At 62.7% G+C, this 26,764-nt stretch carries 25 protein-coding genes; 9 read left to right on the forward strand and 16 right to left on the reverse strand.

What is annotated here, in order from left to right:
• The first annotated feature begins 54 nt into the window (after positions 1–54).
• On the forward strand, positions 55–543 hold the full coding sequence (locus F2P47_RS12085) for a glutathione peroxidase (RefSeq protein WP_152216626.1): 489 nt from the start codon (positions 55–57) through the stop codon (positions 541–543).
• Here the strand turns inward: F2P47_RS12085 and F2P47_RS12090 are convergent.
• The 3 genes from F2P47_RS12090 to F2P47_RS12100 form a co-directional block, all read right to left on the reverse strand.
• Complete coding sequence (locus tag F2P47_RS12090; RefSeq protein WP_343032311.1) at positions 540–1,499, reverse strand: formylglycine-generating enzyme family protein; 960 nt, start codon at positions 1,497–1,499, stop codon at positions 540–542. The genes F2P47_RS12085 and F2P47_RS12090 overlap by 4 nt on opposite strands.
• Before the next feature lie 29 nt (positions 1,500–1,528).
• On the reverse strand, positions 1,529–3,184 hold the full coding sequence (locus F2P47_RS12095) for a sulfatase-like hydrolase/transferase (RefSeq protein ID WP_152216627.1): 1,656 nt from the start codon (positions 3,182–3,184) through the stop codon (positions 1,529–1,531).
• A 109-nt stretch (positions 3,185–3,293) separates the two neighbouring features.
• Entirely contained in the window at positions 3,294–3,977 is a 684-nt protein-coding gene (locus F2P47_RS12100; RefSeq protein WP_152216628.1) for a TetR/AcrR family transcriptional regulator, read from the reverse strand.
• A 137-nt stretch (positions 3,978–4,114) separates the two neighbouring features.
• Between F2P47_RS12100 and F2P47_RS12105 the strand changes: the two genes are divergently transcribed.
• Both F2P47_RS12105 and F2P47_RS12110 read left to right on the forward strand, forming a co-directional pair.
• Positions 4,115–4,957, forward strand: coding sequence for a DAPG hydrolase family protein (locus tag F2P47_RS12105; RefSeq protein ID WP_152216629.1), 843 nt, complete (start codon positions 4,115–4,117; stop codon positions 4,955–4,957).
• Between the two features lie 5 nt (positions 4,958–4,962).
• Complete coding sequence (locus tag F2P47_RS12110) at positions 4,963–6,303, forward strand: FAD-binding oxidoreductase (protein ID WP_152216630.1); 1,341 nt, start codon at positions 4,963–4,965, stop codon at positions 6,301–6,303.
• A 6-nt stretch (positions 6,304–6,309) separates the two neighbouring features.
• Here F2P47_RS12110 and mtnA read toward each other — a convergent pair whose 3' ends face one another.
• The 7 genes from mtnA to petA form a co-directional block, all read right to left on the reverse strand.
• A complete protein-coding gene (mtnA, locus tag F2P47_RS12115; RefSeq protein WP_152216631.1) occupies positions 6,310–7,401 on the reverse strand; it encodes an S-methyl-5-thioribose-1-phosphate isomerase in 1,092 nt (363 codons plus the stop codon).
• A gap of 12 nt (positions 7,402–7,413) precedes the next feature.
• Complete coding sequence (locus tag F2P47_RS12120; RefSeq protein WP_152216632.1) at positions 7,414–8,961, reverse strand: TerC family protein; 1,548 nt, start codon at positions 8,959–8,961, stop codon at positions 7,414–7,416.
• An 8-nt stretch (positions 8,962–8,969) separates the two neighbouring features.
• The gene (locus tag F2P47_RS12125; RefSeq protein ID WP_152216633.1) at positions 8,970–9,497 is read right to left on the reverse strand and encodes an adenine phosphoribosyltransferase; all 528 of its coding nucleotides are present in this window, start codon (positions 9,495–9,497) and stop codon (positions 8,970–8,972) included.
• 14 nt (positions 9,498–9,511) lie between these two features.
• The gene (locus tag F2P47_RS12130) at positions 9,512–10,402 is read right to left on the reverse strand and encodes an S-methyl-5'-thioadenosine phosphorylase (RefSeq protein WP_152216634.1); all 891 of its coding nucleotides are present in this window, start codon (positions 10,400–10,402) and stop codon (positions 9,512–9,514) included.
• 140 nt (positions 10,403–10,542) lie between these two features.
• Positions 10,543–11,370, reverse strand: coding sequence for a cytochrome c1 (locus F2P47_RS12135; RefSeq protein WP_152216635.1), 828 nt, complete (start codon positions 11,368–11,370; stop codon positions 10,543–10,545).
• 17 nt (positions 11,371–11,387) lie between these two features.
• Positions 11,388–12,647, reverse strand: coding sequence for a cytochrome b (locus F2P47_RS12140; RefSeq protein WP_152216636.1), 1,260 nt, complete (start codon positions 12,645–12,647; stop codon positions 11,388–11,390).
• Positions 12,648–12,661: 14 nt separating this feature from the next.
• Positions 12,662–13,201, reverse strand: coding sequence for a ubiquinol-cytochrome c reductase iron-sulfur subunit (gene petA, locus F2P47_RS12145; RefSeq protein WP_152216637.1), 540 nt, complete (start codon positions 13,199–13,201; stop codon positions 12,662–12,664).
• Positions 13,202–13,478: 277 nt separating this feature from the next.
• On the opposite strand from petA, the gene F2P47_RS12150 reads away from it, so the two are divergent.
• The 3 genes from F2P47_RS12150 to F2P47_RS12160 are packed head-to-tail and all read left to right on the forward strand — an operon-like array spanning position 13,479 to position 15,342.
• Positions 13,479–13,970, forward strand: a complete 492-nt coding sequence (locus F2P47_RS12150; RefSeq protein ID WP_152216638.1) for a tRNA (cytidine(34)-2'-O)-methyltransferase — start codon at positions 13,479–13,481, stop codon at positions 13,968–13,970.
• Entirely contained in the window at positions 13,967–14,851 is an 885-nt protein-coding gene (hemF, locus tag F2P47_RS12155) for an oxygen-dependent coproporphyrinogen oxidase (protein ID WP_152216639.1), read from the forward strand. The genes F2P47_RS12150 and hemF overlap by 4 nt, the downstream gene beginning before the upstream one ends.
• Positions 14,852–14,865: 14 nt before the next feature.
• Positions 14,866–15,342, forward strand: coding sequence for an aminoacyl-tRNA deacylase (locus F2P47_RS12160; RefSeq protein ID WP_152216640.1), 477 nt, complete (start codon positions 14,866–14,868; stop codon positions 15,340–15,342).
• Between the two features lie 20 nt (positions 15,343–15,362).
• Here F2P47_RS12160 and F2P47_RS12165 read toward each other — a convergent pair whose 3' ends face one another.
• The 6 genes from F2P47_RS12165 to F2P47_RS12190 all read right to left on the reverse strand — a co-directional run bounded on the left by F2P47_RS12165 (position 15,363) and on the right by F2P47_RS12190 (position 21,881).
• Positions 15,363–16,613: an aminotransferase class I/II-fold pyridoxal phosphate-dependent enzyme gene (locus F2P47_RS12165; protein WP_204886662.1), complete on the reverse strand. Its 1,251-nt coding sequence runs from the start codon at positions 16,611–16,613 to the stop codon at positions 15,363–15,365.
• Positions 16,614–16,880: 267 nt separating this feature from the next.
• Complete coding sequence (gene hemN / locus F2P47_RS12170) at positions 16,881–18,230, reverse strand: oxygen-independent coproporphyrinogen III oxidase (RefSeq protein WP_152216641.1); 1,350 nt, start codon at positions 18,228–18,230, stop codon at positions 16,881–16,883.
• A 459-nt stretch (positions 18,231–18,689) separates the two neighbouring features.
• A complete protein-coding gene (locus F2P47_RS12175) occupies positions 18,690–19,238 on the reverse strand; it encodes a putative periplasmic lipoprotein (RefSeq protein ID WP_152216642.1) in 549 nt (182 codons plus the stop codon).
• A gap of 94 nt (positions 19,239–19,332) precedes the next feature.
• Positions 19,333–20,583, reverse strand: coding sequence for a CCA tRNA nucleotidyltransferase (locus F2P47_RS12180; RefSeq protein ID WP_152216643.1), 1,251 nt, complete (start codon positions 20,581–20,583; stop codon positions 19,333–19,335).
• Between the two features lie 18 nt (positions 20,584–20,601).
• Entirely contained in the window at positions 20,602–21,270 is a 669-nt protein-coding gene (locus tag F2P47_RS12185) for a CoA pyrophosphatase (protein WP_246176867.1), read from the reverse strand.
• On the reverse strand, positions 21,267–21,881 hold the full coding sequence (locus F2P47_RS12190) for a DUF1285 domain-containing protein (RefSeq protein ID WP_152216644.1): 615 nt from the start codon (positions 21,879–21,881) through the stop codon (positions 21,267–21,269). The genes F2P47_RS12185 and F2P47_RS12190 overlap by 4 nt, the downstream gene beginning before the upstream one ends.
• Positions 21,882–22,017: 136 nt before the next feature.
• On the opposite strand from F2P47_RS12190, the gene F2P47_RS12195 reads away from it, so the two are divergent.
• Genes F2P47_RS12195 through F2P47_RS12205 form a run of 3 tightly spaced genes read left to right on the forward strand, consistent with a single transcriptional unit; the run spans position 22,018 to position 26,761 of the window.
• Complete coding sequence (locus F2P47_RS12195; RefSeq protein WP_152216645.1) at positions 22,018–23,013, forward strand: AAA family ATPase; 996 nt, start codon at positions 22,018–22,020, stop codon at positions 23,011–23,013.
• 13 nt (positions 23,014–23,026) lie between these two features.
• Positions 23,027–23,965, forward strand: coding sequence for a DUF58 domain-containing protein (locus F2P47_RS12200; protein WP_152216646.1), 939 nt, complete (start codon positions 23,027–23,029; stop codon positions 23,963–23,965).
• A gap of 6 nt (positions 23,966–23,971) precedes the next feature.
• The gene (locus F2P47_RS12205; protein ID WP_152216647.1) at positions 23,972–26,761 is read left to right on the forward strand and encodes a DUF4159 domain-containing protein; all 2,790 of its coding nucleotides are present in this window, start codon (positions 23,972–23,974) and stop codon (positions 26,759–26,761) included.
• The last annotated feature ends 3 nt before the right edge of the window (positions 26,762–26,764 follow it).

The following is a 26,764-nucleotide window of genomic DNA, read 5'->3' on the forward strand; positions in this document are numbered from 1 at the left end:
ATTTATATTGTGTACAATATATTTGCTAACAATATGTTATCACGGGAACCGACCATGACCGACAAGACCGCCTTCGATTTCGAATTCAGGAGCCTCAGAGGCCAGCCCCTTCGCCTCAATGCCTTCAAGGGGCATCCGCTGCTCATCGTCAACACAGCCTCGAAATGCGGCTTCACACCGCAATACAAGGGGCTTGAAGCCGTATGGCAGAAGTACAAGGACGAAGGGCTGGTCGTGCTTGGTGTGCCGTCGAACGACTTCGCCAATCAGGAGCCGGGCGGCGCGGACGAGATCGCCACGTTCTGCGAAATGAATTTCGGCGTCGACTTCCCGCTCACGGCGAAGGTCAGCGTCAAGGGGCCCGACGCGCATCCTCTTTTCAAATGGATCGGCGCGCAGGGCGGTTTTCTCTCGAAGCCACGCTGGAACTTCTACAAGTATCTGATCGGGCGCGACGGCAAGCTCAAGACATGGTTTGCCAGCACCACGACGCCGGACTCGGCGAAGTTCGAGAAGGCGATTTCGGAGCTGGTGAAGGGCTAAGGCGCCGGTGCTTCAAGAATGGTGCGGAAACCGAGATGGCTTGTCGCCAGATCGGCTTCCTGCCCCTGCCGCGCGCCTGCGCGATAGCGCATGCAGTAGTTCGGCGCGCAGAGATATGAACCGCCCTTGATGACGTGGCGCGGCGCCATGTCCTTGTTATCGTCGGAATAGATGTCCGACGTCCATTCCCAGACATTGCCGATCATATCGTACAGGCCGAAACCATTCGGCTTGTAACAACCAACTGGCGCAAGTCCGACGAAGCCATCTTCCGCCGTGTTGAGCACCGGAAAGATGCCCTGCCAGCTATTGGCCTCTTTCGGCTGCTCGTGCTCGTCGAGCGGATGGCCGGAGCCGCCTCGCGCCGCCCATTCCCATTGCGCCTCATTGGGGATCGCCCGCCCCTTCCAGCGTGCATAGGCTTCGATGTCTTCCATCGTGACGGCAACGACGGGATATTGCTCGCGGCCATCAATGCCCGTATCCGGCCCGCCGGGATGGCGCCAGTTCGCACCCGGAATATATTGCCACCACTGGCTGATATCGCCCGTGCCGTCCACCTTGTTCGGCATGACGAAGACGACCGCGCCCGGCTTCATCATGTACGAAGGCAGGTCATCATGCTTCGTCCTGTCGACGGGACGCTCCGCGAGCGTGACATAACCCGTCGCGGCAACGAATGTGGCGAAGTCGGCATTCGTCACCTCGTGACGGTCGATCCAGAAGCCTTTGACCTCGACATCGTGGATCGGCCCCTCTTCCGGATAGACGGTATCGCCCATATGGAGGCGTCCGCCCGGAACCCAGACCATGCCTGGATGCGCGCCTGTCTCATCGACCGAGGCCGCAAGACAGCGAGCAGGTTCGGCGCTCGCATGCCTCTCCGCCTGCCGCCCGCCGACGATCCAGAGAGTCGCGATCGCGGCGGCCGCAAGGCCAGAGGCCAGCGCTGCCACCGCGATCAAGCGTCTCCCCCTCGGAGTCATCAGTTCGCCCAATAGATATATTCGTCGTCCGGACTATCCGGCGAATGGGCAGGATGATCGATCGCAACGGGTGCTTCCGCAAGGGCCGGCCAGATCGGCTTGTGCTGCTGGCCGTCAATGCCTTGCAGGACGCCGAGTAGTTCCGTCACTTTCGCGGCGTCGGCATCCGCGAGGTTCTTCCGCTCCGTCGGATCGTCCTTCAGATTGAAGAGCCAGTTCTTCTTCGGCCGCTCCGAGACCTGCAGCTTCCAGTCACCCGCCAGCAGAACCTTGTAGTCGCCCGAGCGCCAGAAAAGTGTCTCATGCGGGCGGCCTGGCTGTTTGCCTTCGAGGAAGGGCAACAGGTTCACGCCGTCCATCACGCGATCCGTCGGCATGGCCGCGCCGGCTGCACCCGCCGCCGTTGCAAAGATGTCGACATGCGCCACGGGCAGGCCATATTTCGCAGCCTTGGGCAACGCAGCAGGCCACTTCATGAAATAGGGCACGTGAATGCCGCCCTCAAAGAAGGTCGCCTTCCAGCCGCGATAGGGCTTGTTGATGTCGGGAAGCCCAATGTAGTGCGCGCCGCCATTGTCGCTGGTGAAGATCACCAGCGTATTGTCGTCGAGACCCTGATCCTTAAGCGCCTGAAGCACACGACCGACATTGCGGTCGAGCGCGCGGATCATGGCGGCATAGACCCGCATCTCATGGTCCTTGATCATCGGCAGTGCGTCATAGTCTTCCTGCGTCGCCTGAAGCGGCGTATGCGGAGCATTGAAAGCGAGATACATGAAGAACGGGCGGTTCCTGTTCGCCTTGATCGCGTCCACGGCCTGTTCACCGAGATAGTCGGTCATGTATTTGTCGGGCGTAAAGCGTGGGCCGCCATCCTTGCTCACGGCAAAGGGCAGCGCCGCCCACAGGAACTTGTCGATCGGATCCCAGTCCTGCTTGTTCTGCTGGATGCCCGGCGCGCCGTCCGGCGCGTAGAGCGAGGCACCGAACAGGAAGCCGAGCGACTCGTCGAAGCCCTGCGCCTGCGGACGCATCTCGGGCTTTTCGCCAAGATGCCACTTGCCGAACATCAGCGTGTGATAGCCCTGCGCCTGAAGCAGCTTGCCGATGGTCACCTCGCCGCGCGGGATTCCCATGTCGGCGACGGGAATGTTGTCCTTTTCACGCTCAGGGAAATAGATCCCCTTGCGCGAACCGTACTGGAATTCGCCGATCATCTTTTCGAAAACGGGATGCGTCGGCGTGAATTCGAAACCGAAGCGCGTCGCATAGCGCCCGGTCATGATCGCAGCGCGGGACGGCGCACAGGTCGCGTTACCCGCATAGCCCTGCGTGAGATCGACGCCATCAGCCGCAATCGAATTGATGTTGGGCGTCGGCACGACACCACCCGCTACGCCGCCGCCATTGAGCGTGATGTCGTTGTAGCCGAGGTCGTCGGCGAGGATCAGCACGATATTGGGCGGACGCTTGCCGGCAGGCGGCGTTTCCGGGCCCTGCTGCCAGACGACAGGATGGTTCGGGCCGACCGGGTCGCGCCAATTGTTAATGAGTTTCACCACCGCGAGAGGGTGCTGCTTCACATAGACCACACCGCCAACGGAGACGATTGCCAGCAGGCCGAGCACCGCCCCGCCCCATTTAAGGATTTTCATGCAACTCCCTCCCCCATGCCTGGACGCCCAGCCACGCAGGACGTCATTTAATGCTTTGCATTAAACTAAAGCAGCGGGCAAGCATTGGCAATGGGCCTCGCGCAAAGGGCTATGGCTGCCGCCCGACCGGCCAAGTTTTCGCCAGGGGCCTGATGTGCAATTCCAGCGGCGGAATCTCCCGCCACGCCACCTTCGCCGCCTTGCGGGCGGGGACCCCCAGCATCCGCAATTGCAGCTCCGCGACGCGCGACCCCAACTCCGGCCCGAATCTGCCGTTCAGTCGCCCGAACAGCGCACCCATCGCCATCGAGACGAAGGTGTCGATCACGACGTCGTCTATTTCTGTCGTGAAGACGCCTTGGCTCACGCCCCGCTGCAGATCGGCGCGAAGATAGCCGATCACGCTCTCACGAAGATCCTGAAAGGTCAGGACAGCCCGGAAAAGGGCACCGCCCCAATCCGGTTCGCTGCCGGCAAGGTCGATGAAGCGGCGCGTCGCCATGCTCGTGCGCTCCATGGCGTCGTCGATGTCTGTCATCGCCTCATCGAGCTGACGCACGACCTCCTGCGCAATGCCGAAGGCTACGGCGCCTGCAATCTCGTCCTTGTCGCGGAAATGCACATAGAAGGTGCCATTGGCTACCTCCGCGACCCTGGCGATTTCATTGACCGAGACCGCTTCGAAACCCTGCCTGGCAAAGAGTTGGGCGGCCGCGTCCATGAGCCGGGCGCGGGTGCGCGCGCTTTTGCCCAATAGCACAGCCTCGCTGACAAAAAGCCCCTTCGAACTCACCCTCTACTCCCGCTGTTGAGCACCCAGATTAGCCTGCACGACAATATTTGACAAATATCCCATTTTTGGGAATTCTCTCATTTATTGGATTTGCGGTCGAACACGCCTTCGGCCGAGCAGGAGGAGGATGAGACGCCATGCCGTCGATTGCCGAAAAGGAGCTTTATCTCGGCTACACGCCTGACGAGCTGGAAAGGAGCGCCTATGCCAGATTCTTCCGTCCGCAGATGGCGCCGCTGGCCGGTCATGTCCGCGAGGCATTGCTGACGGGCGCGATTGCCCACGAGCTCATGCCGCCGGTTTCACGCGCCGGCGACCTCCATCACCCCGGCTATTGGGCCGCCGAAACTGGCTATTCGACCTGCTTGGACGGCTCCGCACGGGTTTTTGTGCTGACCCCTATGCCCGGCGTGACCCCTGCCATGTGGGACTGGTGGTTTGCATGGCATGGCAGCGAGGCACAGCGATACAAGCTCTGGCACCCGAGGGCCCATGTTCATGTGGGCTGGGCGGATGGCGAGGGCGATCTGGGCCGCTATGTCGGACGGATCTCGAATGTCGTCGAGTTCGTCGGCCCCGCCCGCATGAACCTGACCATACGCTTCGTCCGACCGTCGGAAGCCGGGCTCGATGAGAAGCGGCTGGTAGCCTCCGGGGAGGTGGCGATCTGCGCGCGAGGCGGCATCGCCGGAACGCCAATGGAGACCGGCTGGCTGATCCATCATGTGCGCCCCGTCGAGGGCGGATCGGAGATGCGATCCCGGTTCTGGGTGGGAGGCGAAAACGTCCGTCCGCGGTCTATGCCGGGCGCTGTCGGCGGGGTGATCGGCAGCATCGCCAGCCGCCTCGTGCCGCTCAAAGCCATCCAGGCCTCCGAGCTCCTCGTCCATTGCGCTCAGGAAATGGCCCATCTCGCCGCCTTTCTGCCGGAGCTCTACGCCACCTTCGGCCCCGCACATCAGCAAGAAAATCGGGAATAGAGAAGATGAAACCCTCGACCGGAAAAGGCATCACCCTCGAACGCAGGACGCCCGGCTTCGACGGTGCCGTACTCGGCACAAGCTTCAACGCTCGCGACCCCGGACGCCGGCCTGACGTGGTCGTTCAGGCAAATGACGTATTCGATGTGATCGCCGCGGTGCAGCGCGCGCGACGGGAAAATCTGAAGATCGGAATCTGCTCGGGCGGACACAGCTGGGCACAGAACCATATCCGCGACGGCGGAATGATGCTCGACCTGTCGCGCCTGAACCGCATCGAGATTGACGTCGCGTCAAAGACCGCGATTGTGGGGCCCGGTTGCCTGTGCGGCGACGTAGACGCGGCTGTCGCGAAAGAGAATCTGTTCTTTCCCGTCGCCCACGCCTACACGGTCGGCATAGGCGGATTTCTGCTGCAAGGCGGCTTCGGCTGGAACAGCCGCATGCTCGGACTGGCCTGCCAAAGCGTGATCGGGCTCGACATCGTGCTGGCGGATGGAAGCCTCGTTCATGCCAGCGAGACGGAAAACGCCGATCTCTACTGGGCCGCACGCGGTTCCGGGCCCGGCTTCTTTGGCGTCGTGGTTCGCTTTCATCTCAAACTGCATCCACGCCCCAAATTCATCGGGCTGAAGATTCAGGTCTTCCGCATGAAGCATCTGGAAGAGGTCTTCGCCTGGGCGGACCGCGTTGGCCCGCATGTATCGCAGAAGGTCGAGTTCCAGATGGTGCTCAACCGCAAGGCGATGGGCATCTTTGCCCCCGGCATCGAGGTCATTACCCCGGTCCTTGCCGACAGCTTCAAGGACGCTCGCGAAGCGGTCTCCTTCATGTCGAAAAGTGCAATCAGCTCGAAGGCCAGCTTCACGCTGCCGCTGCTACCCATGTCCTTGTCCATGATGATGAAGACGGGGGAGCGGACGCTCTTTTTGCCTAACACGCATTGGAACGCGGACAATATGTGGATGAACGGACCGATAGATCCGCTGTTGCCGCATCTCCGCCATATGGCCGACACCCAGCCACCGGCGCCGACCCATGTGCTGTGGCTCAACTGGAACCCGCCACAGCAAAGACCCGACATGGCCTTTTCCATGGAGGCGAGAACCTATCTCGCGCTCTATTGCGGCTTGCGCGACGGCGCCGACGCCGCGCGGCATGAAAGCTGGGCGACAGATAACATGCGTGCGATGGAACCTTATGGCGTCGGCATCCAGTTGGCGGACGAGAATCTCGCGCGCCGCCCCGCCCGCTTCGTATCGGACGCAAATCTCGTCAGGCTGGACGAAATCCGCGCCGTGCGCGATCCGGAAGGACGCTTCCATCCCTGGATGGGCAGGCCGTGACGCCGCTCAGCGCCGTTCGGGATAAAGCGACAGCAGCCCCTCGCGGGTTGCCGCGGCGACGCCGCGCTCGGTGATAAGGCCAGTGACCAGGCGGGCGGGCGTGACGTCGAATCCGTAATTCGCGGCGGCGCTTCCAGGGGCGGATATTTCGACGGTGACGATCTCGCCCGCGTCGGTGCGGCCCGTAATATGCGTGACTTCGCGAGCCGAGCGCTGCTCAATGGGGATTTCCGCCACGCCGTCATCTAGCGTCCAGTCGATCGTCGTGTGCGGCAACGCGACATAGAAAGGAACGTCATTGTCAAAAGCGGCGAGCGCCTTGAGGTAGGTGCCGATCTTGTTCGCGACATCGCCCGTGGCCGTTGTGCGGTCGGTGCCCACGATGCAGAGATCGACCTGCCCATGCTGCATCAGGTGACCGCCCGCATTGTCGGGAATGATCGTATGCGGAACACCGTGGCGGCCAAGCTCGAAGGCGGTGAGCGATGCGCCCTGATTGCGCGGCCGTGTCTCGTCGACCCAGACATGCACGGGGATGCCCGCGTCATGCGCCATGTAGATCGGCGCGAGCGCGGTGCCCCAGTCGACACAGGCGAGCCAGCCCGCATTGCAATGCGTGAGGATGTTGACGGTCTTGCCCGGTTTCACCTCGGCATGGCCGCGAATGATCTTCAACCCGTTCTCGCCGATGCGACGACAGATCTCGACGTCATCGTCGCAAATCTTCGAAGCGGCAGCGTAAGCCGCGTCGACGCGGACGCTGTGACCGTGAGGCTTCACCGCCTTCACCATCTCGTCCAGCGCCCATTTGAGATTGACGGCGGTGGGTCGCGTCGCCGCGAGCATTTGATAGGCTTCGTTCAGCGTGGCGTCTGACGCGTCGTCGCGCAGCGCAAGACAGAGGCCATAAGCGGCAGTGGCGCCGATCAGCGGCGCACCGCGCACCACCATGTCCTTGATCGCCCGGGCCGCATCATCCGCCGAGCGCAGGCGGACCGTTTGAAAGGCATGGGGCAGCTTCGTCTGATCGATAACCTCGATGGACCAGCCGTCATCCGCGACCCAGATGGTGCGATAGTGAACGCCGTCGATCTTCATGCGCGCTTTCCCTCAATGACCGCCATTCGACTGCAGCGCCTCGATCTCGAGTTCGGCAATGCGGCGGCTATCCATCTTCGTCACAGTGAAAACGAGATCGTCATGCTCAATGCGGTCTCCCGTCTCCGGCACACGCCCGAGATACCAGAGAACATATCCGGCCACTGTCGAATAATTATCGCCTTCCATCGAAAGATCGCGGCCAATGGCAAAAGCGAGGCGGCGAATATCGGCCATGCCGTCAACCCGCCAATGGCCCTCGCCCAGCCTCTGCAGCCAGGGCGTTTCATCATGCGCATCGGGGAACTCGCCCGCAATCGCCTCAAGCACATCGAAGGGCGTAACAAGGCCTTCGATACTGCCATATTCATCCGTCACCAGTGCGAGCTGAACATGCGAGCGACGGAACTGTTCCAGCAGTTGCAGAACGCCGAGCCCCTCATGGACGACGAGCGGCTTGCGGACACTCTTCGCCTCATTGATGGCGCCATGCGTGAGCAGGTCTTCCATCAGGTCTTGCGCCCTCGCATAGCCGACGAGTTCCTCATCCGATGAGCGGCAGACCGGATAGAGCCCATGCGGAGAACCGCGCAACAGGTTCAGCAGATCTTCGGCGCTGTCGGCAAGCTTCACCCAGACGATGTCCCGGCGCGGCGTCATGATGGAGCTTACCTGCCGCTCACCGAGCGTCAGCACGCCGCTCACCATGGTGCGCTCCTCCGCGCCGAAACCTTCCGGAACACCCTCTGTACCGGTCGCCTCCGCCCCCTCCTCCGCGGCAGCCGGGCCACCAAGCAGACGGAAGACCGTCTCGGCGGTGCGCTGGCGGAAGGGCCGAGCGGCGGCGTGGCGCACCCGGTTCCGCTGCGCCCATTGGTTGAAGCTCTCGATCAGAATCGAGAAGCCGATTGCCGCGTAGAGATAACCCTTGGGGATATGGAAGCCGAAGCCTTCCGCGACGAGGCTGAAGCCGATCATCATCAGGAAGCCGAGGCAGAGAACCACGACGGTCGGATGCGCGTTGACGAATTTCGTCAATGGACCCGAGGCCAGCATCATCACGCCCATGGCGACGATCACGGCGGCCATCATCACCGGCAGATTGTCCACCATGCCGACGGCGGTGACGACGGAGTCGATCGAGAAGACCGCGTCGAGAATGATGATCTGCGCGACGACGATCCAGAATCTGGCATGCGCCTTCGCTGCCCCGCTCTCTTCGGACGCCGGCTCCAGCCGCTCGTGCAGCTCCATCGTCGCCTTGGTGAGGAGGAAGATGCCGCCACCCAGCATGATGAGATCGCGGCCCGCGAAGTCGATGCCGTAGATGATAAAAAGCGGCGTCGTCAGCGTCACCAGCCAGGAAATGCTAGCGAGCAGACCGAGGCGCATGAAGAGCGCGAAACCAAGGCCAGTGAGCCGCGCACGGTTGCGCTCGGAGACCGGAAGCTTGTCAGCCAGGATCGCGACGAAGACCAGATTGTCGATGCCGAGCACGATCTCGAGCACGACAAGCGTTGCGAGACCCACCCAGATCGTCGGATCAGCGATCCATTCCATTGTTGCTGCTAATGCCCTTCATAGGCGCAAAGCGAAAGGACCTCGATGTCGAGGGCTTCGAGGCGCTGCCGTCCGCCGAGTTCCGACAGCTCGATCACGAAGCTCGCGGCCAGCACATTGCCGCCCGCGCGGGCGAAGAGCTTGACCGCCGCTTCCGCTGTGCCGCCCGTGGCGATCAGATCGTCGATGAGAAGGATGCGGTCGCCTGCGGAGATGGCGTCGGAGTGAATTTCGACGGTATCGGTGCCATATTCGAGATCATATTCTTGGCCGATTGTGGTCCAGGGCAGCTTGCCCTTCTTGCGCACGGGAACGAATCCGAGGCCGAGCTGATGCGCGACAGCGCCGCCGAGAATGAAACCGTGTGCCTCGATGCCCGCAACCTTGTCGAATTTCGCGCCCTTATGCAGCTGCACCAGCGCATCGACGGCGGAACGGAACCCCTCTGCATCGCCGAGAAGCGTGGTGATGTCGCGGAAGAAGATGCCTTCCTTCGGGTAGTCCGGAATGGTGCGGATGAATTGCTTCACGTCCATTGTTCTTCAAAACCTCAGCTGGAATGCAATACGCGGCCCGCGACCGCATCGAGCTTGCGAACAAGCTCAGGGTCGCGCTTGGCTGGCGCGGTGATCAGCGCCGTATCGAGAACGCGGTCGAGGCCATGCGGCGACGGCGTGCGCTCCGGTCCGAAGCTCGCCGCGACCGAGCGGATGACGGTTCGCGCATGGCCGGCATTTTCTTCCAGCACACGCACGACGTCCGACACTTCGACATGGGCGTGGTGCGGATGCCAGCAGTCATAGTCGGTGACCATGGCGACCGTCGCGTAGCAAATCTCGGCTTCGCGGGCGAGCTTCGCCTCCGGCATGTTGGTCATGCCGATGACCGAACAGCCCCAGGAACGGTAAAGGTTCGACTCCGCCAGCGTGGAGAATTGCGGACCTTCCATGACAAGATAGGTGCCACCCCGCGCATAGGCGATGCTGTTATTCTTGCACGCCTTTTCGAGATGGTCGCCGAGGCGCGGGCAGACCGGCTGCGCCATGGAGACATGGGCGACGAAGCCTTCGCCGAAAAAGCTCTTCTCGCGCGCAAAGCTGCGGTCGATGAACTGATCGACGATGACGAAGGTTCCCGGCGGAAGCTCTTCCTTGAGCGATCCGACCGCCGAGACCGAGATGATGTCGGTCACGCCGACGCGCTTCAGAGCGTCGATATTGGCGCGGTAGTTGATGCTTGAGGGCGAATGCGGATGGCCGCGGCCGTGGCGCGGCAGAAACACCATTTCGACGGTGCCGCTCTCGGTCGGCAGTTCGCCGAAATGCAGCTCGTCGGAAGGCTCGCCCCAGGGGCTTGAAACCTTCTCCCAGCGCTCGTTCTTCAAGCCCGGAAATTCGTAGACGCCGCTGCCGCCAATGACGCCCAGAACCGTTTTCGCCATATTCGCCTCGCCAAATCCGCCGCCCCGCTCCGAACCGATGCTCACGTCGCGGGCGGCGAAACATAACAAACAAATATGCGATAGACATGAAAAAGGGCCTCGCGAGAGGCCCTTTTCCGTTCAAAAACCGCTCCGCCAGCTCAATGCTGGTCGGCCCAGATCTTCCGGGTCGCGAAGTAGAGGATGCCAGTAAGCGCGATCAGGTAGAGCACGACCTGGAGGCCCAGGCGGTGACGCTGCTCGAGCTTGGGCTCTGCCGCCCACATCAGGAACTGGGCCACGTCCTTCGACATCTGTTCGGCGGTATTGGGCGTACCGTCCGTGTAGTCGACCTGCCCGTCGCTGAGCGGCTTGGGCATCGCGATGATGCCGCTGCCAGCCACGAAGACGGGATTGTAGTTGCCGCCAGCCGGGACATGAACATTTGCCGGGGCTTCTTCATAGCCGTTCAGCAGCGAGTAGATATAGTCCGCCCCGCCTTCACGCGCCTTGGCGATGAGCGAGAGATCCGGCGGCGCGGCGCCGAGCGAAGCGGCAGCCGCTTCGTCGTTCGGATAGGGCGACGGGAACGGGTCCTTGCCCTCGGCGGGACGCTCGAACATTTCACCCGAGGAGTCCGGGCCGTCCTGCACCTTGTATCCGGCAGCAATCGCCTTCACTTCGGCGGCCGTGAATTCCGGCCCGCCTTTCTCGGCGAGGTTGCGGAAGTGGACCATGCTCATCGCATGGCAGGTCGAGCAGACTTCCTTGTAGACCTTGTAGCCACGACGCAGCGCGTCGCGGTCATAGGTGCCGAACGGGCCGTTGAAGGACCATGCGACATGCTTGAGCGGAGCTTCCGCGCCCTCGGCCTGGGCCGGAGCCGAGGCACCGAGGGACAGGCCCAGCGCGAGGGCGCCGAAGGCTGCCACGCCAGCGAGTTTCGAAGCGAACCCGATGCGGAAAGTTTTGGTCATTTTCTGCGTCATTTGCGTCTCGCCCCGTCTCAGTTCTTCGTTCCGAGAACCGACGCCGAGATACTCTCGGGCAGCGGCTTCGTCTTCTCGATCAGGCCGAGGAGAGGGAAGAGAACGATGAAGTGGAGGAAATAGTAGCTTGCGAGGATGCGCGCGAAATGCGTCACCGTGAAGCCACCATCGCCAACATGGATCAGGATCGTGTCCGGCGACTGGGCACCGCACCAGCCGAGCGCAAGGCAGACGGCAAGGTGAATCCAGAAGAACTGCTTGTACAGCGGGCGGAACCGCGCCGAACGCACCTTCGAGGTGTCGAGCCAGGGCAGCACGAAGAGCACTGCGATGGCGCCGAACATCAGGACGACGCCGGCAAGCTTGTCCGGGACGGCGCGCAGGATCGCGTAGAACGGCAGCAGATACCATTCCGGCACGATGTGCGGGGGCGTCTTGAGCGCGTTCGCCACGACGTAGTTCTCGACGTCGCCGAGACCGTTCGGGTTGAAGAACACGAAGTAGGCAAAGAGGATCACAAAGAGCGAGAGACCGAAGGCATCCTTCACCGTCGCATAGGGCGTGAAGGGAACCGTGTCCTGATCCTTGTTCTTGACTTCGACGCCCGCCGGATTGTTCTGGCCCGTCACATGGAGCGCCCAGATGTGGAGGATGACCACACCGGCGATCAGGAACGGGAACAGGTAGTGCAGCGAGAAGAAGCGGTTCAGCGTCGGATCGCCGACCGCGAAGCCACCCCAGAGCCAGGTGCGGAGCGACTCGCCCACCAGCGGGATCGCGCCGAAGAGGTTGGTGATGACCGTCGCGCCCCAGAAGCTCATCTGGCCCCAGGGAAGCACGTAGCCGAAGAAGGCGGTCGCCATCATCAGGAGATAGATGAGGCAGCCGAGGATCCACAGCACTTCGCGGGGCGCCTTGTAGGAGCCGTAATAGAGACCGCGGAACATGTGGATATAGACGGCGATGAAGAACATCGACGCGCCGTTGGCGTGGATGTAGCGCAGCAGCCAGCCATAATTCACGTCGCGCATGATGCTTTCGACGGACCTGAAGGCCAGTTCGGTCTGCGGAATGTAGTGCATCGCAAGCACGATGCCGGTAATGATCTGCACGCCAAGGCAGAAGGTCAGCACGCCGCCAAAGGTCCACCAGTAATTGAGGTTCTTCGGGACGGGATAGCTGACCGCAGTGTCGTGGCCGAGCCGAAGGATCGGCAGGCGCGCATCGAGCCAGCGGGTAAAGCCGTTGCTCGGGTTGTAGGTGCTATGACCACTCATTTTTTCAGGTCCCCTCAGCCGATCAGGATCTTGGAGTCGGATACGAACTTGTAGGGCGGCACCTCGAGGTTGAGCGGCGCCGGGCCCTTCCGGATGCGGCCGGACGTGTCGTAGACCGAACCATGGCAGGGGCAGAAATAGCCGTTGAACTCGCCCTTGTAAGCGAGCGGCACGCAACCCAGATGGGTGCAGATGCCGATGAGCACCAGCCACTGCTTTTCGAGCTGACCGTTCGGGCCCTTCACGAGGCGGACATCATCGGTCTGCGGATCACGCAGCTCGGCAACGTCGACGCTCTCGGCGGCCTTGATCTCGTCTTCGGAGCGGTGGCGGATAAAGACCGGCTTGCCGCGCCATTTGATGGTGATTTCCTGACCGACGGGGATTTTCGAAATATCCACTTCGATCGAGGCGAGCGCCAGAACCGAGGCGTCCGGGTTCATCTGGTCGATGAGCGGCCAGACGGCAGCCGCTGCGCCAACTGCGGCGAAGGCTCCGGTGGCCACGTAGAGGAAATCGCGCCGTGTCGGCTCGGCCGCGTGGATTTCTGCCACGGTTCAGGTCTCCTTGAATAAAAGCCGAACGCCGCCAGCCCGCCATGGGCGGTTACCCCACGCTTTCGACGTGTGGCTGAAGGCGGCGCGGCGCAAACCCGCGAGATCGAACGAAAGCGTACGAATCCCCCGCTTTCATCCCATACGCGGCGTTTTGTGGCATTCAATCCCAGGCTTGTCCAGCCCCGCCTGCGCTGCGGCAGGATGACGCATCGCCGCATCTGCCGGAGCGGGGCAAGGCTCAAGACGCGCCTCGTTCTCAAACCCGGAAAAACCCATGCGATTGGCCCTCTTCGAGCCCGATATTGCGCAAAACACAGGGACGCTTCTCCGCCTCGGCGCATGCCTCGGTGTTGGGCTCGATATCATCGAACCTTGCGGCTTCCCCTGGGGCGCCAGCGCCTTCAAGCGGGCGGGCATGGACTATGTGCCCCTTGCCGATGTGGTCCGGCATGACAGCTGGGAGGATTTCCTGAGCGCGCGCCCCTCCACGGGCCGCCTGATCCTGCTGACCACAAGGAGTGCCGAGCCCTATACCGGCTTCGAATACCGGCGCGACGACACCCTGCTCCTTGGCCGGGAGACGGCGGGCGTCCCGGCCCATGTCCATGAGCGCGCCGACGCCCGGGTCACGATTCCGATGCTGCCCCCTGCCCGGTCGCTCAATGTGGCCATCGCTGCGGCCATGGTTCTCGGCGAGGGCTTGAGGCAGACAGCGGGCTTTCCGCCGGTTACAAGTGCCCCGGAAACGGATGGAGGCGGCATATGAGCGACACGGCATTGATCGAAGAGCGCAAGGTCCGGGCGGCGGCCTGGTTCCGCGGGCTTCGCGACCTGATCTGCGCCGGGTTCGAACGGCTTGAGGACGAGCTGACCGGCACCTATGCCGAGCGAGCGCCCGGCCGCTTCGAACGTACGCCCTGGAAGCGCGGCGACGGCTCCACCGATCAGGGCGGCGGCGAGATGTCCATCATGCATGGCCGCGTCTTCGAAAAGGTCGGCGTCCATATCTCGACCGTCCATGGCGAATTCTCGGAAGACTTCCGCAAGCAGATGCAGGGCGCCGAGCAAGACCCGCGCTTCTGGGCGGGCGGCATCTCGCTCATCGCCCATATGCAGAACCCGCGCGTGCCGGCCGTGCACATGAATACGCGCTTCGTGGTGACCACGAAGACATGGTTCGGCGGCGGCGGCGATCTCACCCCCGTGCTCGACGTGCAGCGGCAGCAGGACCATCCCGACACGATCGACTTTCACGCCGCGATGAAGGGCGCCTGCGACGCGCATGACGCGAGCTACTATCCGCGCTTCAAGAAATGGTGCGACGAATATTTCTTCCTGCCGCACCGCAATGAGCCGCGCGGCACAGGCGGCATTTTCTACGACCACCACAATTCCGGCGACTGGGAGAAGGACTTCGCCTTCACGCAGGATGTGGGCCGCGCCTTCCTCGACATCTATCCGAAGCTGGTGCGACGCCACATGAACGAGGCGTGGACGCCGGAGGAACGCGAGGAGCAGTTGATCCGCCGCGGGCGCTATGTCGAGTTCAACCTGCTCTATGACCGCGGCACGACATTCGGATTGAAGACCGGCGGCAACGTCGCCTCGATCCTGTCGTCCATGCCGCCGGAAGTGAAGTGGCCGTGAGAGTCTGAGACGCCATGGCGAAAGGCGAAACGGCGGCGCAGCGCTTTCTGCGTCTCAACGGGCTCAAGGGCACGTTCCGCGAGGTGCCGGTGCCGAAGGACCGCAAGACCTCGGCGCTGGAAATGGCGGAAGCGAGCGGCATAGACCCTGCCCGGCTATTCAAGACGCTGGTCGTGGAGACGGATGACGGCAAGCTCGCAGTCGCCATCGTCCCCGCCTCACGCGATCTCGACCGCAAGGCGCTCGCCCGCGAGATCGGCGCGAAACGCATCGACCTCGCGGCGAAGGACAAGGCGGTGAAGATCACCGGCTATCAGATGGGCGCTTGCAGTCCGCTCGGCCAGAAGAAGAAGCTGCCGACATGGCTCGACGCAAGCGCGGAAGGCTTCGCAACGATCTATGTCAGCGGCGGCGCCTTCGGCCTTGAACTGGAAATCGAGGCAAGCGAATTGCTGAAGGCGACAGAGGGTAAGCTCGCCTCCATCGCCTGAAGCAATTGATCGCGCGGTGCTCAGCCTGCGAGCAGGCCCTGGTTTTCTTCCAGAACGCCAGCAAGACGCCCGATCTGCTCGCGCGTGTGGCCCGCATTGAGCATCACCCGGAGCCGCGCCTTGCGAATGCCGACCGCCGGAAACTTCACGGCGTCGACATGGATGCCCGCATCCTTGAGCAGGCCGGCGAAGCGATCGCAGAGCCTTTCGTCGCCGATGAACACCGGGACGATGGGCGTGGTGCGCGACAGGACGCGGTAGGGAAGCTTGTCCATCAACGAGAGGAAATATTGCTGATTCGCCCACATGCGCGCCCGACGTTCCGGCTCGTCGCGGACCATGTCGATGGCTTCGATGCAAGCGAGCGCCTGATCGGGCGGGAGCGTCGAGGTGAAGGAATAGGCCGAGCAGCTCAGGCGGAGGATGTCTCCGATATAGCTTTCCGTTGCGATGAAGCCGCCGATCGCACCATAGGCCTTGCTCAGCGTGCCCATCTGGATGAGCCGCGGGCTCGTCACGCCGAAATGTTCCGACGTGCCGCTGCCATGGGCCCCGAGCACGCCTGTGCCATGCGCATCGTCGATATAGACCATCGCATCGTAGCGATCGGCGAGGTCCAGCAATTCCGGCAACGGTGCTATGTCGCCATCCTGGCTGAAGACACCATCGCTGACGATGATCTTGCCCTCGGCGTCGGATTTGCCGAGCAACGATTCCAGATGGTTCATGTCGCGGTGGCGATAGTTGAACTTCTGGACTTCGGAAAGCCGGATGCCCTCGCGAATGCTCAGGTGATTGTATTCGTCGGAGAAATAGGCGTAGTTGAATTTGCACTGCGGCCGGAAGCCATAGATGCGCGCGGATTGCGCGGGCTTCACGAGCGAGGAGAGCACGCCGAGATTCGTGAGGTAGCCCGTCGCGAAGATCAGCGACGTTTCCTTCTTCTTCAGCGCCGCGAGCTTCGCTTCCAGTTCGACATAGACATCGAGATTTCCACCGAGCAACCGTGACTCGCAATTGCCGACGCCGTAGAGATCGAGGCCTTTGCGCGCTGCCGCGACGAGGCGCGGACTGTCGGCCAGACCCAGATAGTTGTTGGTGCTGAAGGACACATAGGTCTTGCCCTTTTCGCGGAAGGTGGGTGAAGGGAGGCTTGCGACAGTCTGCACCTCATGGAGTGCATCGCCGCCACCCATCCAGTCTCCGATGTCGCGATATTCACGCATCGTCGAGACAGCACGAGTCGTTACGTCGCTTTGCGCGAACGTCATTGCAGCTTCCGGCAAAATGGATGCTCCTCAGATAAACAACTATCGCGCCCCGGCGCCCTTACATCGCCGATGCGAATAAACCTGTTCACATAGAACAAGACATCATCGGCGGGGCTAAACTCTTCCGCTTTCTGATAGCTGTCGAATTAAATTTCAGACAGAGGTGCTTTATGTATTTGTGTGTACTTATATGTACTTACGCCGAAAGTAACGCCGTATGTAAACGGCATTGATCCGTATGGAAACATATCGAAATTTGGAAGGCAATCAGACCGCTTTTGAATGACGCGCTTCGCCCGCCATGAGATAGCGGTCGAAGACGGCGCAGGCGGCGCGGACGAGCGGCTTACCCTCTTCCGTGACGACAAGGCGATGTCCTTCGCGTCTGACGATGCCATCGGCTTCGAGGCCGGCCATCGCTTCGAGCTCCGGCTCGAAGCTCGCACCGGTCTTGCCATAAAGGGCAGCGATGTGGTCGAGATCGACGCCCATGTCGCACATCAGCCGCTCGATAATCGCGCGGCGAAGTTCATCGTCCGCGTCGATGGCGATGCCGCGCGTGATCGGCAGCTTTCCCGCATGCACCATCTCCCTGTAGCGGTCGATGGCGATTTCATTCGCAACATAGCCCTGCGGCAAAGAGCCAATGGCCGACGCGCCGAAGCCGATCAGCGCGGGCGCGCTGTCGGTCGTGTAGCCCTGAAAATTGCGATGCAGTTCGCCCTTCTTCTGCGCGAGCGTGAGCTCATCGTCAGGCAGGGCGAAATGATCGAGGCCGATGGCGACGTAGCCTAGCTCCTGAAGCCGCGCGGACGCCGCCTCATATTGCCGCCAGCGTTCCGCCATGCCGGGCAAAGCCTCTTCGGGGATGAGCTTCTGATGCGTCTTCATCCATGGCACATGCGCGTAGCCGAAAAGCGCGATGCGCGCGGGGCGCAGCGACGCGCCGCGTTCCACCGTCTCGACCACGCTTTCAACCGTCTGATGCGGGAGCCCGTAGCAGAGGTCCATGTTGATCGCATCGACGCCATGCTTGCGCAGCCAGAGGATGACGCGCTCCGTTACCTCGAAGGGCTGAATGCGGTTGATCGCCTTCTGCACGACGGGGTTGAAGTCCTGCACGCCGATGGAGGCGCGCGTGACACCCGCCCTCGCCATGGCGATCACATAGTTCTCGTCAGCCGTACGCGGGTCGAGCTCGACGGCAATCTCGGCACCCGGCAGCATGTCGAAATTCGCGCGCAGCTTCTCGACCATGCGGGTGAAGTCTTCCGGTTTCAGAACCGTCGGGCTGCCGCCGCCGAAATGGATGTGTCGGAACGCCATTCGGGCGGGGAGTTTCGAGGCGACGAGTTCGATTTCGGCAAGCAGCGCGTCGAGATAGCTCGCCACCGGCGCATAGCGCTTCGTCGCCTTGGTGTGGCAACCGCAGAACCAGCACATCTCCGCGCAATAGGCGACATGGAGATAGAGCGAGAGAGGCGTCGCGGGATCGAGTTCGCCGAGCCAGCGCTCATAGCGCGCGCCATCGACGCCGGGGCCGAAATGGGGCGCCGTCGGGTAGGAGGTGTAACGCGGCACCCGGAGGTCGTATCTTTCAATGAGATCGGCACGCATGGCGGGACGCTATCCTGATTTACACGGCGGGCAATCGGTCGCTTTGTCGCGGCTGATCTTCCCGGAAGTCGATGCAGCAAACTCGCCTTCAGGCGGATTCGCGGCATTGATCGGGGTCAAAATCGCGACTTCCGGCCCAATTCTGCCCTCTGCTCGGGGAAGCCTGCGACATTGCGTCAGATCAAGGCGTGTAAGAACGACTCGCGCTCTATTGTCCCCGACTCCAGCAAGGGAGAGCACCATGCTCGTTCAAATCGATTCCAATCCGCGCCTCGCCGCGATCTGGCATTTCGGTGAGGTGATGTGCGTTCCCGTGGCCGTGCTGCTGACGGTGACGGCGTTTATGTTCTAAGGTGCTTGTTGCCGAAGTCCCAGGTCGCGCCGGTTTGATATCGCCCCACAAACTGCAATGAGCGGCAAAGCCGGCTTTCCCATTCGGAAAAGCCGGCTCTGTTATTCTCATTTGCTGACAAGGTTTGAAAATTCCGGGTTCGTGACCGCGTTCTTGATGAGACCCTGTACCGCCGGTGTAAGAGCCTGTGCGGTTTGGGTGCAGGCAGTTGCAGCGTCGAATCCGCTGGGAAACTCATACCTGCTCTGCGCCGAGAGAGATGCGCCCGTCTTCGGATTCTTGAGCGTTGCCGCTAAGTCCCACCAACCGTTGGTCAGGCCGGAAGTCGACGAAAATTCAGCGTGATCCAAGCGGGCGTCAAGGGCCACGTTTGTGCCATAGACATCCGCAAACTTGAGCTCATCGTTGAATGAATCCTGCACGAATTGCGCAATGCTGCGCTTGTTGGATGCCTCAATAGGCCCCATCAACCGGCAGTTCGCACTGAAATTACTTGCATCGACCATGTTTGAGACATTGACTCTGGCGCCAGCCAGCTTGCGCAACGCAACATTGTTGTCGGCGTTTACAGCATAGGTTGACGGTGTCATCGTCGAACAGCCAGCAAGAACAAAACACGTAGCAACGATACTCACTACAGAGAGAAGTTTTTTCATATTGCCCCCCAAAGGTTGAAAATCAGCCCACGGGACAATTATCACAACTCTCATCACTGAAGAAACCGTCAGCTCAGGAACTGCTGGCACAAACTCAGTAAATCGTCGCCTGCACCACGGCCTTCAGCCGTTCTATGATCGAGAACTCGTCGTCGGTGAAATCGGCGTCGATCCACCACTCCTCGACCTCGCGCCAGACGCGGCCGATTTCCGGCCCTTCGGGTACACCTGCCGCCTTGATCATCGCGCCCGTCAGCGGGAATTCCGGCTTCGTCCAGCTATCGGCCATGGCGAGCAGCGCGCGCCACTGGAAGGCGTTGTGTCCTTTGCGATCATTTGCCCAGCCGAGCATGACACGGTCTTTGAAGAGTTCCGACCCCATCAGATAGAGCGCGCGATGGAGTTCGCGCATGGAGAGATAGGAAACGATCTTCGTCTTGTCGTTGAGCGCTTTTGAAACGCGATCGCGATCCTTGTTCGACAGACGCAAACGCTCGGCCAGCACCGCAACGCCCGTCTCGTCGAGATCGAGCATGGAGGCAAGGCGCAGGATCGGCGTCACCGTGAAGAGCTGGTTCGCCTCGATGTCGACGAGCTTTTCGAAGCGGTCGAGGCGCGAGGCTTCCGGCAGCACGACGGAGAGAATGCCCGCCGCCGCCATCTGGCGGAAAGCTGCGCCCGCATTGTCGGCCGCCGCCGTCTTCAGAAGTTCGTCGCGCACGCGCTCGCCGGAAAGCTGGCGCAACCCCTCGCGCAGATCGGCGCACGCCTTGAGTCCTGTGCTGTCGGGTTCGCCTACGCCATACCAGGCATGAATGCGGAAGAAGCGCAGGATACGCAGATAATCCTCACGGATACGCGCATCCGCGTCACCGATGAAGCGCACGCGACGCGCCTTGAGGTCCGCGCGGCCCTGCCCCAGCGGATCGTGAACCGTGCCGTCGGCATCGGCATAGAGCGCGTTCATCGTGAAGTCACGACGCTCGGCATCGGCCTGCCAATCCTCGGTGAAGGCGACGTCCGCATGGCGGCCATGCGACTTCACATCGACGCGCAGCGTGGTGATCTCGAAATGCCGCGTCGGCGTCACCGCGGTCACCGTGCCATGGGCGATGCCGGTCGGCACAACCTTGATGCCTTTCGCGGTGAGCAGCACGCTGGCGCGCTCCGGCGTTTCATTGGTGGCAATGTCGATGTCGAGAACCGGCTCGCCCAACAGCGCGTTGCGAACGCAGCCGCCGACGAAGCGTGCCGTACCGCCATCCGACGCCAATGTCTCCATGACGGCGCGCGTGTCCGCTTCATTCAGCCAGCTGGCGCGGGCAAGCTCCTTCTCGGCACTCATGGCGTATCCCCTCAACTCTTATTCGCCGGCGAAAATCCGGTCGTACATGTTCTTCAGCATTCCAGCGGTCGCGCCCCATATGTAATGGCCATTATAAGGCATGGCGTAATATTCGCGCTTCTTTCCCCGCCATGTGGCGCTGTGCCGTTCGTGATTCTCCGGGTTCATCAGAAACGAGAGCGGCACCTCGAAGACTTCCGCCACCTCGGCGTCCTGCACGGTCAGCGTGAAGCCGGGCCGGACGAATCCGACCACCGGCAGGATGCGGAAGCCGGTGCCCGTCTCATAGCTGTCGAGAAAACCGGCCACCTCGACGAATGAGGATTTGAGCCCCACTTCCTCATCCGCCTCGCGCAACGCCGCCTCCCTGGGCGTTTCCCCCGGCTCGATCTTGCCGCCGGGAAAGGCCACCTGACCGGCGTGATTGCCCAGATTGTCGGATCGCCGCGTCAGCAGCACAGTCGGCCCGTTTGCATGCTCCACGATGGGCACGAGCACGGCGGCGGCACGAAGCGTGATGACAGGCGTGTCGTCGTCATCGTCCGGGTTCATGTCATGGTCGCCACGCAGACGCCCATTCGCCGCCAGCGTCATGCGCGGCGCAAGCAGGGTTTCGAGCGTCGGCGACATCCGGTCCACCCGGGCAATAATGCGGTCGCGGTAATGGTCCATGACGGGCAGCTTCAAAAAGCCATCTCCTCTACCGGCATGAAGGGAAAGAAGACGCCGCCCGACCAGATGCCGAACCAGCGCTTGCCCTCATGCTCCTCTTCCGTCCCAAGCTCCACGAGATCGTAGAAGACCGCGCGGTTGATCAGCGCTTCGAGCCTTGCCCTTACGTGCACGTAAGGGGCGGGTTCGCCCGTTTCCGTGTCGACCACGAATCGAATCGGATGTTCCGCCCCCGCCACCGTCACATCGCCCACATTGGTGGTGAAGGTCAGTGTCTGGTCGCGGGCCGTCCCCTCCCCCGACATGGCAACGGCGAGGAAAGGCGCGTCATCGACCTTGATGCCGACCTTCTCGACGGGAGTGACAAGATAATATTTTCCGTCCTCGTCATGGCGCAGGATGGTCGAGAAGAGGCGGACCAGTCTTTCGCGGCCGATGGGTGTCCCCATGTAGAACCAGGTGCCGTCGCGGGCGATTCGCATGTCGATATCGCCACAAAACTCCGGATTCCAGAGGTGAACGGGCGGTAGGCCGCGCGCCTTCTTCCCCTCCGACTCGGCGGCGGCTAGCAGCCCTGACGGAGCGGCGGTGCGCTCCCTGGCCCCTTTATCTTCCGGCGAACCCATCAAACAACTATCCCTGATGCCAAACTGATCAATCCGGCCATAATATCGTCACGAAACCCACCGCGAATGGTCGGGCTAATGCGGCTTCCGCCCCTTTCACTTCTGAATGGGACCGGCTCACTCTATACTTAGGTCAATGCAGACACTCAGTGAAGCGGACGGCAGCGCCGTCCAGGAAATCGAAGCCGCCGGCGTCAAGATCGCGGCGGCCCGCGCGGCCATTGCCGAAGTCATCTACGGCCAGGAACAGGTCATAGACCAAACGCTGGTGACGGTGCTGGCAGGCGGCCACGCGCTGCTTGTCGGTGTGCCGGGCCTCGCCAAAACCCTGCTGGTCCATACCATGGGCGTGGTTCTGGGGCTCGACGACAAGCGCGTCCAGTTCACGCCGGACCTCATGCCCGCCGATATTCTGGGTTCCGAGGTGCTGGAAGAGACGGAACGCGGCCATCGCAGCTTCCGCTTCATCAAGGGCCCGGTCTTCTGCCAGCTCCTGATGGCGGACGAAATCAACCGCGCCTCCCCACGCACCCAGTCCGCGCTCCTGCAGGCCATGCAGGAAAAGCAGGTGACGGTGGCGGGTGTCCGTTACGAACTCCCCTCGCCCTTCCATGTGCTGGCGACGCAGAACCCGCTGGAGCAGGAAGGCACCTATCCGCTCCCCGAAGCGCAGCTCGACCGCTTCCTCATGCAGATCGATGTGCTTTATCCCGACCTTGAAGCCGAACGGCGTATGCTGCTGGCGACGACGGGTCTTGAAGACGTGACCGTGCGCCCGGCCATGACGGTGGAAGATCTCCGCGCCGCGCAGCGCCTCGTGCGTCGAGTGCCCGTGGGGGAGAAGGTCGTCAACGCTATCCTCGAACTCGTTCGCGCGGCGCGGCCCGAGGAAGGCGCGTCGGAGGAAGTCGAGCGCCATGTCGCCTGGGGCCCCGGCCCCCGCGCGAGCCAGGCTCTGATGCTGGCCGTACGCGCCCGCGCCCTCATCGACGGGCGCTTCTCGCCCTCGATCGAGGATGTGAAGGCGCTCGCTGCGCCGGTTCTCCGCCACCGCATGGCCCTCAACTTCTCGGCCCGCGCGGAAGGCGTCACCGTCAGCGGCGTGATCGACCGCCTCTGCCGCAACATCTGAGGGAACCACGCCCATGCGGCTTCCCTTCCCGCTCGCGGCAAACCCGGCGGCGACCGCCCTGCGCGAACAGGCCGAGGCGCTGGCCGAAGCCTTTCCGCCGCTTGTCGCGGAAGCGGAGCATGTGGCAAGCACCGTGGCACAGGGCGTTCATGGACGCCGCCGCACCGGCATGGGCGAAAGCTTCTGGCAGTTCCGCCGTTTCCGCGAGGGTGACACCGCCGCCTCGGTGGACTGGCGCCATTCCGCGCGCTCGCGCCACCTCTTCGTGCGCGAGGCCGAATGGTCGGCGGCCGAAAGCGTCTGGATATGGCGCGATGCCTCGCCCTCCATGGATTATGCCTCCGACAATCAGGTGCCGACGAAGAAAGACCGCGCAACAGTCCTCGCGCTGGCGCTGACATCGCTCCTCATTCAGGGCGGCGAGAACGTCGCGCCGCTCGGCGGCGGCTTTGCCCCGACGACGGGCCGCACGGCGCAGCGGCGCATGGCCCATGCGCTGATCGATAAGCCCGCCGATGGCGCGGCAGCATCGAGCCTTCCGCCCCTCGAGCACCTGCCGCGCTACGCGCAGGTGGTCCTCATCAGCGATTTTCTCTCGCCGGTCGAAGATATCGTCGCCAGCATCAAGGGCTATGCCGCGGAAGGCATTCGCGGGCACATGATCCAGATACTCGATCCGGCGGAAGAAGACCTGCCTTTCAATGGGCGAACCGAGTTCGAAGGAATCGAGGAAAATCTGCGGCTGATGACCGGCCGCGCCGAGCGGCTGCGCAAGGCCTATCACGCGCGGCTCAACCTTCACCGCGACCGCATCATCGAAGCTGCCCGGCGCGTCGACTTCACCTTCGCCACGCATCGCACCGACCGCGCGCCGCATACGGCGCTCCTCGCGCTCTACGTCGCTTTGTCCGGCGCAAAAGATGCCCGCAAGCCGCCGCGTCCGGGAGCCTGAGCCCTCATGCTTCAACTCGGCGCTCTCGCTTTTGCCAGCCCCTGGGTGCTTCTGGGCCTCGCCGCGCTTCCAGCGATCTGGTGGCTGCTCAGGATCAGCCCGCCGCTGCCGAAGCGTGTGCGCTTTCCGGCGATCCGCCTGCTCGTCGGTCTCGCGCATGAGGAAGAAACACCGGCCCACACGCCGCTCTGGCTGCTGCTCCTGCGGCTCGTGCTCGCGGCGGTCGTTGTCTTCGCCATAGCCGATCCAATGTGGAACCCCGCGCCCCGTGTCGCGGGCTCCGGGCCGCTTCTCATCGTCGTCGACAATGGCTGGACCTCCGCGACACGCTGGCGCGACCGCGTGAATGCGATGGACGCTCTCATCGCCGATGCGCGGCGCAACGACCGGACTGTGCTCGTCGTCGGCACGGCTCCTTCGCCCTCGTCGTCGGGCATGGTGTTCAAATCGCCCGACGACGCTGCAGCACAGGCCCGAGCGCTGCGGCCGGAACCTTATGCGACCGATCGCATGGCGCTGCTCCAGCGCCTCGAAGCCGCCGCCCCGATTCCCACAGACGGCGTACAGACGATCTGGCTGTCCGATGGCATCGACAATGGCAAGGCTTCGGACTTCTCCGCCGGGCTTTCGAAACTCGCAGGCAATCGTGGCCTTGAAGTCGTGGAGCCGCGCGCCAGTGACCTCGCTCTCGCGCTACTGCCGCCTTCGGTCGAGGGAGACGAATTTGTAGCGAGCGTCATCCGCGCCGACGCGACGGCGCCCGCAACCGGCGCGGTGCGTGCGCTCGAAGCGGATGGCGGATTGCTGGGCGAAGCGCCTTTCAAATTCGAGATTGGCGAGCGCAAGGCCACGGCAAAATTCGATCTGCCCATCGAGCTGCGCAACCGCGTCAGCCGTTTGGAAATTGCAGGCGAAACCTCGGCGGGCGCGGTGAGCCTCATCGACGAGCGTTGGCGCCGGCGCACTGTCGGCCTCGTCTCGGGGGCACCCATCGAGGAGGCGCAGCCGCTTCTCTCCGACCTCTATTATCTCCAGCGCGCACTCGACCCCTTCGCCGAAATCCGCCACGCCGCCGCCGATCGTGGCGCGAAAAGCGAAATCGCCGATCTCCTCTCGAAGCCGCTTTCCGTGCTGGTGCTGTCCGATCTCGGCAATCTCATTGGCTCCGATCACAATGCCATTGCAAGCTGGATCGATCAGGGCGGCGTACTGCTGCGCTTCGCAGGGCCGCATCTCGCGGGCGCGAGCGACGATCTCGTTCCCGTTCCACTGAGAACCGGCGGGCGCGCGCTTGGCGGCGCGCTCTCATGGACGAACCCGCAGCACCTCGCGCCCTTCGAGGCAGGCAGCCCCTTTTACGGTCTTGCGACGCCGGACGATGTCACCGTCTCTCAACAGGTGCTTGCCGAGCCGACGCTCGACCTCGCCGCTCACACATGGGCGCGGCTCGCGGATGGCACGCCGCTTGTCACCGCGACGCGGCGCGGCAAGGGCATGATCGTTCTCTTCCATGTGACGGCGAACAGCGAATGGTCAAACCTGCCGCTTTCAGGCCTGTTCGTCGACATGCTTCGCCGCGTGATCGGCCTGTCGCAGGGTGTCGCGGCGGAAGACAATGACGCCACGGATGTGACGCTTGCCCCTGTCCACACGCTGGACGGCTTCGGTCGCCTTGGCATACCGCCCGCAACGGCGACATCTCTTCCCGCCGCCAATGTCGACGATACGCCGGCAGGTCCGCACCATCCGCCGGGCCTCTACGGACCCGCCGACGCCCCGCGCGCCTTCAATCTCGGGCGCGACGGGCTGAAACTCGAACCCATCGGCTCGCTTGCAGGCGGCGCCTCGCGCCATCCCTTCGCCGAGACGCGCGAAACGCGGCTTCGTCCTTTGGCTCTCGCCCTCGCCGTTGCGCTTATCATCGCCGACGGCATTGCCGCGCTCTATGTGACCGGGCTTTTCGACACGACGCCGATCCGACGGCGCGGGCGGCGCATGATGGCGCCCGCGCTCTTGCTCGCCATCGGCGGGTTGGCGCTTCTGCATCCCCTGCCCGCCCGCGCGGCCGACGATGCCGACGCCTTCGCGCTCAAGGCGACGACGGACACGCATCTCGCCTATGTCATCACAGGTGACAGGACGGTGGACGATGTAAGCGAGGCCGGGTTGCGGGGCCTGACCGAGGTCCTGCGTCAGCGCACCTCCTTCGAGCCGGGCGATGCCATGGGCGTCGACATCGCGCATGACGAGCTTTCCTTCTTCCCCGTGCTCTACTGGCCGATGACGTCAGGCCAGGAAAACCTCTCCGCCGAAACATTGACGCGCATCGACCTCTACATGAAGAATGGCGGCACCATTCTCTTCGACACGCGCGATCAGGATCGCTCGGTCGGCGGCCTGCCTGGCCCCGGCACCGAGACGTTGCGCCGCCTCCTCGGCCGTCTCGACCTGCCGCCCCTGCAACCGGTGCCGGAAAGCCATGTGCTGCGGAAGTCCTTCTACATTCTGCAGAGCTTTCCGGGACGCATGGATGGCGGCCAGATATGGATCGAGACGAGTAACGGCGGCAGCGCCAATGACGGCGTCTCTCCCATCCTCGTCGGCTCGAACGACTACGCCGCCGCCTGGGCGCGTGACGCGAACGGCCGTCCGATGTTTCCCTGCCAGCCGGGCGGCGAAATGCAGCGCGAAATGGCCGAGCGTTTCGGCGTCAACCTCGTGATGTATGCGCTGACCGGCAACTACAAGTCCGATCAGGTCCATGTGCCTGCCCTTCTCGAACGGATGGGGCGTTAGCAC

Source organism: Parvibaculum sedimenti (assembly GCF_009184905.1).
Taxonomy (GTDB): Bacteria; Pseudomonadota; Alphaproteobacteria; order Parvibaculales; family Parvibaculaceae; genus Parvibaculum; species Parvibaculum sedimenti.

Bases quoted from the DNA above. Each gene is read 5' to 3' on its own strand.
- mtnA (WP_152216631.1), bottom strand. From the start codon at position 7,401: ATGAAGATCGACGGCGTTCACTATCGCACCATCTGGGTCGCGGATGAC.
- F2P47_RS12125 (WP_152216633.1), bottom strand. From the start codon at position 9,497: ATGGACGTGAAGCAATTCATCCGCACCATTCCGGACTACCCGAAGGAA.
- F2P47_RS12150 (WP_152216638.1), top strand. From the start codon at position 13,479: ATGCGATTGGCCCTCTTCGAGCCCGATATTGCGCAAAACACAGGGACG.
- F2P47_RS12110 (WP_152216630.1), top strand. From the start codon at position 4,963: ATGAAACCCTCGACCGGAAAAGGCATCACCCTCGAACGCAGGACGCCC.
- hemF (WP_152216639.1), top strand. From the start codon at position 13,967: ATGAGCGACACGGCATTGATCGAAGAGCGCAAGGTCCGGGCGGCGGCC.
- F2P47_RS12190 (WP_152216644.1), bottom strand. From the start codon at position 21,881: ATGGGTTCGCCGGAAGATAAAGGGGCCAGGGAGCGCACCGCCGCTCCG.
- F2P47_RS12200 (WP_152216646.1), top strand. From the start codon at position 23,027: ATGCGGCTTCCCTTCCCGCTCGCGGCAAACCCGGCGGCGACCGCCCTG.
- F2P47_RS12140 (WP_152216636.1), bottom strand. From the start codon at position 12,647: ATGAGTGGTCATAGCACCTACAACCCGAGCAACGGCTTTACCCGCTGG.
- F2P47_RS12160 (WP_152216640.1), top strand. From the start codon at position 14,866: ATGGCGAAAGGCGAAACGGCGGCGCAGCGCTTTCTGCGTCTCAACGGG.
- F2P47_RS12165 (WP_204886662.1), bottom strand. From the start codon at position 16,613: ATGACGTTCGCGCAAAGCGACGTAACGACTCGTGCTGTCTCGACGATG.
- hemN (WP_152216641.1), bottom strand. From the start codon at position 18,230: ATGCGTGCCGATCTCATTGAAAGATACGACCTCCGGGTGCCGCGTTAC.
- F2P47_RS12135 (WP_152216635.1), bottom strand. From the start codon at position 11,370: ATGACGCAGAAAATGACCAAAACTTTCCGCATCGGGTTCGCTTCGAAA.
- F2P47_RS12120 (WP_152216632.1), bottom strand. From the start codon at position 8,961: ATGGAATGGATCGCTGATCCGACGATCTGGGTGGGTCTCGCAACGCTT.
- F2P47_RS12095 (WP_152216627.1), bottom strand. From the start codon at position 3,184: ATGAAAATCCTTAAATGGGGCGGGGCGGTGCTCGGCCTGCTGGCAATC.
- F2P47_RS12130 (WP_152216634.1), bottom strand. From the start codon at position 10,402: ATGGCGAAAACGGTTCTGGGCGTCATTGGCGGCAGCGGCGTCTACGAA.
- F2P47_RS12105 (WP_152216629.1), top strand. From the start codon at position 4,115: ATGCCGTCGATTGCCGAAAAGGAGCTTTATCTCGGCTACACGCCTGAC.
- F2P47_RS12175 (WP_152216642.1), bottom strand. From the start codon at position 19,238: ATGAAAAAACTTCTCTCTGTAGTGAGTATCGTTGCTACGTGTTTTGTT.
- F2P47_RS12195 (WP_152216645.1), top strand. From the start codon at position 22,018: ATGCAGACACTCAGTGAAGCGGACGGCAGCGCCGTCCAGGAAATCGAA.
- F2P47_RS12205 (WP_152216647.1), top strand. From the start codon at position 23,972: ATGCTTCAACTCGGCGCTCTCGCTTTTGCCAGCCCCTGGGTGCTTCTG.
- F2P47_RS12180 (WP_152216643.1), bottom strand. From the start codon at position 20,583: ATGAGTGCCGAGAAGGAGCTTGCCCGCGCCAGCTGGCTGAATGAAGCG.
- F2P47_RS12085 (WP_152216626.1), top strand. From the start codon at position 55: ATGACCGACAAGACCGCCTTCGATTTCGAATTCAGGAGCCTCAGAGGC.